Below are 4,282 nucleotides of genomic sequence, written 5' to 3'. Positions count from 1 at the left end.
CTGAAGCGGCCCTTTTGCATCTCTTCCTTCAGGTTCCGGTTAGTGGCGGCGACTACCCGCCCATCTATCTTTCTTGGTTTTGTCTCCCCTATCCGGGTGATTTCATTCTCTTGAAGCACGGCTAAAAGTTTGGTCTGGATGCTTCTGCTTAGGTCACCTATCTCATCAAGAAAAATAGTTCCTCCCTCGGCTTCTTCAAAAAAGCCTTTTCTCTCTCCTTTACAATCCGTAAAGGCCCCGTCAGCATGGCCAAAGAGTTGACTTTCCGCCAGGGTTTCCGGCAGATTCCCCTTACGGACAGGCACAAAAGGCCCTGTCCGACGTTTACTTTGCTCGTGTATCATCCGGGCAACAATCTCTTTGCCGGTCCCGCTTTCACCCGTGATAAGAACAGTCATGTCACTCTTCGCGATCTTCGCTACTAAGGTCAGCACCTCCTTCATTGCTTTATCGACCGCTATAATTTCTGGCATATTCATTTATTCCCTCCTCTTTCCAAATTTTTTTTCTGGCAAGATAGAATAACTTAGATGATAATTATCTAATGTCCTTTGAAAACTGCTCATATATGAGCATGGGTGCTCATATATGAGCAGTTTGTAAGAGAGTTCCATCGGTAAACTTACGTAAGCATTGCTTCATTTTGACGCAATTCAAGGAAGAATCCTACCTTCAAGCTCTCTTTTAAGTCATCAAACTTAACTTCTTGCCAACACTCAAGACAGGGCCCTTCTTTTCCAGTTGGCACAATTCTTGCTGTAGCTAAATACACAGAAGGGAAAATAAAATTCCCTTCCTAAAACCCGGAGGCACAGAGGATCTAAAAAAGACACCTGTTTATCGAGACTCTGTGTCTCCCTGATAAATCAGGCTTTAATTATATCAGGAGGTTTAACTTCTGTCAAGCAATTTTTTTTTTTTTTGACCAAAAGTAACGGAAATTCTGCTTAAGTTTTTAAAGAACGAACCCGAAAAGTATAATAAGGAGTATCTTAAACAGGCCACGGATGGGCAAAGAAGTAGGTGAATTAACCACTATCTACTTCTCCTCTCGTGGTCTGAATCTTTATTAGAGGAGGGTTCGTTTTATGAAGAACTCATGGTGGTTTGTTTTTAGCCTGGTTTTAGGGCTCTGTCTCAGCCCCGGCTGCGGTGATGGAGACAAGAACCCGGAAGCGAGTGACGCTACCCCGCCAGTCATCTCAGAGATAGGGGTCTCGCAGGAAGAGGATACAGTAAAGGTAAAGTGGCTGACTGATGAGCTGGCCACCAGCCAGGTTCAATATGGCACCTCTGCCAAAACCGGTTTCCTCACCGAAGAAGACAAGGATCTGGTGACCAAGCATGAGGTCACTATCGATAGCCTGGAGAAAGGAGTTACTTATTACCTTAAGGCAAGATCTAGAGATGCGGACAATAATCTGGCCACCAGTAAAGAAGAGGTGGTTGCTTTATCTCAATCTTCTGATACTACCCCATCGGTTATTTCAGAGGTTTCCATCTCAACAGGGGAAAGAAATATAGAAATAGAATGGGTGACAGATGAACCAGCCACCAGTCAGGTCAGATATGGCCCCACGGGTGAAGATGGGCTTTGGAGCGAAGAAGATGAAAGACTAGTTATCAATCATAAAGTGGTGGTGGCCAGGCCCGCAAAAGGTGGCTTTTACAATTTTGAGTTAAGATCAAAGGATTCAAAAGGAAATCTGACCAGCCAAAATTACGTAGAGCGGATACCAGCAGGCACAGGCTCAATCAGTGGAACAATTACTCCGATCTCTTCAGAAGCTATTGTTACTGCTGTTCAAAAAGGGAAAGAGATAAAATCTGACCGAATAGATTCTGAGGATGGGAGCTACCGGATAGAAGGTTTAGAAGGAGGGGTTTATGATTTAGTTGTTAGTACCCACCGGTATTATGAAAATTCCTCTCTGCGAGGGATAACTGTAATTGCCTTTGAGGATTCTCCTGATCATAATGTCACCTTGAAAGAAGAGAAACCCTTAGGCTCCATTAGCGGAAGGATTACCCCGGCTTCCGCAAAGGTATTTATTACTGCCAGCCGTGGCAGCTTAAGAGATGGCAGTGATTGGGCAGATGAAGATGGAAATTACAAGATAGAAGACTTAATGAAGGGGACTTACATTTTAGTAGCGGAAGCTGATGGGTTCTCTCCCGGACTTATATGGGCTGTGGAAGTAACAGCAGGCAAAGATACAGGAGGGCAGGACATTACCCTGAAACCTCTATCTACCGTAGGGTCAATCAGCGGGGTAATCACTCCTCCATTGGCTATGGCCAGGGTGCATGTTCTTCAGAAGGGAGAAGAAATAACCGTTGAGCTTACAAACGATGACGGCAGTTATCATATCTGGAATCTAAAGGAAGGTCTCTATGATTTAGAAGTGACCAGCGCCTATGGTTATTATTCAGATACCTCGATGGTCAATATTGAGGTTGTGGCTGGAGAAGAATCTCCAGATCATAATGTTACTCTCACTTTAATACCCACAGGGTCTATTAGTGGTAAAATTACTCCTTTATTCCCAGGTAAAGATATATGGTTTACTTTAAAAGGCGAATTTGGGAGTTCTTTCTCTGCAAATCCAGACTCTGAATATAGAATAAATCCGGAAGATGGCAGTTATGTTATAGGAGAAGTAAAAGAGGGAACTTATGATCTAGTAATAGAAGCAGATGGTTATTATGATTATCTTATAGAAGACATTGTAGTGATAGCCGGACAAGATTCTTCAGGTCATGATGTTCAGTTAGTGCCGGAACCTGAAGTACTTAAGGGCTCAATTAGTGGAACTATCACTCCAGCCTCAACTAAAGCCAAAGTGAGCGCTTGGAAAGATGGAAAGTTGGAGGCTTCTACAACTATTGATCCGAATGATGGAAGCTACAAGATAGACTTGCCAGTGGGAATATATGACTTAGAAGTAACGGCCGAGAAGGGATATTTAAGAGACACTTCGTTAAAAGAAATTGAAGTAATTAGCAACAAAAATTCTACAAATCATAACATTATTCTAATAAAGACATTGCTACCTTCAGGAAGTAATATTCTCTATGAAGCTGATATGATGATAAGGAATTTTGATTTGAGTAAAGGTGAAATAGTTTATAAAAAGGAGGATTTTTGCGTATGGGAAGAGTCTAATCAGGCAATCATTGTAGTTTTTGATTATGGTAGTGATGAAGGAATTATTGATTTGGGAAATGTTAGCTTAACGGAAGTCACTTTAGTTCCCTCAGAAGGTTATAGTAAAGAGTTGCCGATCGTTGAGGGGAATACATACGCTATTAAAACCCATCAAGGCTATTATGGGTTGATATATGTTGCCCATCTGTATTTTAAAGAAATTTACCCTCAAAAAAGTTATCCTGTAATACATTTTGACTGGTGTTATCAACCAGATGGAACCAGAAATTTTTCCTGGTAACAAAAGGGAGTTGTGAATTGTAAGTTAAGTTATACTGCAAGCATAGGCTTAAGGAGGTGATGAGAAAGAGGCTTATACTTGCTTATGGAGGAAGAAATCTTTCTCTTCCTACCAAATAAAGGGAAACCCAAGAGAAATATCCTTTGGGTATCTCTATAGTTAGTAAAAGGGAGGGGAAGAGCATGAGAGTAATCTTTAGATTCTTAGGAGTGTTATCTGTTTTAGGGTTATTAGAAGTGTCAAACCCAATAATTTCTTCTGTGCAGGCTCTATCTACAGAGATAAGAAATGTGCCTGGTAATATGTTAAGTGGTGCTCAACAGGTTTTAGTTATTTTAATTGACTCACCAAGTAAGCCTCACCAACAGAGTAAAGAACACTATTCCACTGTGTTCTTTGGAGGAAGCCGAGGAAGCCAAAGTGTTACAGACTATTATAAGGAAGTTTCTTATGGAAAATTTAGGTTGTCTGGAACTGTTCTTGACTGGATTACAATTAAAGAGACATCAGAGAAAGAGAGAGTGAAGAAAGCAATCCACTTAGTAGATCAGGATATCGATTTTAAAAGTTATGATAAGAACACGGATAAGGAGGTAGATTATATTATCTTTATTGATACGGAAAGAGAGGAGGGGGGATCCGTCAGTCATTTTTCGTTAGATCCGGCATTGTCTAATGGTATTCCAGTCGATAACATTAAGATTGACGGGACGGTTCAAAATCATCCATTTTCTTGTGAAACTTTAGGCGCGGTTAACCTTCCGCAGAAGTAGGGTGGACATTACCCACCAATCTGTTCGCCATCTACGCCTTTTTGGTGGGCGGTGCCCACC

The 4,282-nt window shown here is 41.5% G+C and carries 3 protein-coding genes; 2 read left to right on the top strand and 1 reads right to left on the bottom strand.

Features of this window, described 5'->3' with window-relative positions:
• The coding region (locus AB1797_13365) for a sigma-54 factor interaction domain-containing protein (protein MEW5768575.1) at positions 1–479 on the bottom strand (479 nt) is incomplete at its 3' end.
• Positions 480–1,088: 609 nt separating this feature from the next.
• Between AB1797_13365 and AB1797_13360 the strand changes: the two genes are divergently transcribed.
• Complete coding sequence (locus AB1797_13360) at positions 1,089–3,449, top strand: hypothetical protein (GenBank protein MEW5768574.1); 2,361 nt, start codon at positions 1,089–1,091, stop codon at positions 3,447–3,449.
• A gap of 182 nt (positions 3,450–3,631) precedes the next feature.
• The gene (locus AB1797_13355) at positions 3,632–4,222 is read left to right on the top strand and encodes a hypothetical protein (GenBank protein MEW5768573.1); all 591 of its coding nucleotides are present in this window, start codon (positions 3,632–3,634) and stop codon (positions 4,220–4,222) included.
• Positions 4,223–4,282 lie beyond the last annotated feature (60 nt).

The organism is bacterium (assembly GCA_040753085.1).
GTDB lineage: Bacteria > UBA9089 > JASEGY01 > JASEGY01 > JASEGY01 > JASEGY01.
The sequence above is the reverse complement of the archived record's forward strand: the minus strand, read 5'-3'. Positions and strand labels throughout refer to the sequence as shown.

What these genes read in the sequence shown, in the direction of transcription:
- AB1797_13355 (MEW5768573.1), top strand. Translation starts at nt 3,632, where the DNA reads ATGAGAGTAATCTTTAGATTCTTAGGAGTGTTATCTGTTTTAGGGTTA.
- AB1797_13360 (MEW5768574.1), top strand. Translation starts at nt 1,089, where the DNA reads ATGAAGAACTCATGGTGGTTTGTTTTTAGCCTGGTTTTAGGGCTCTGT.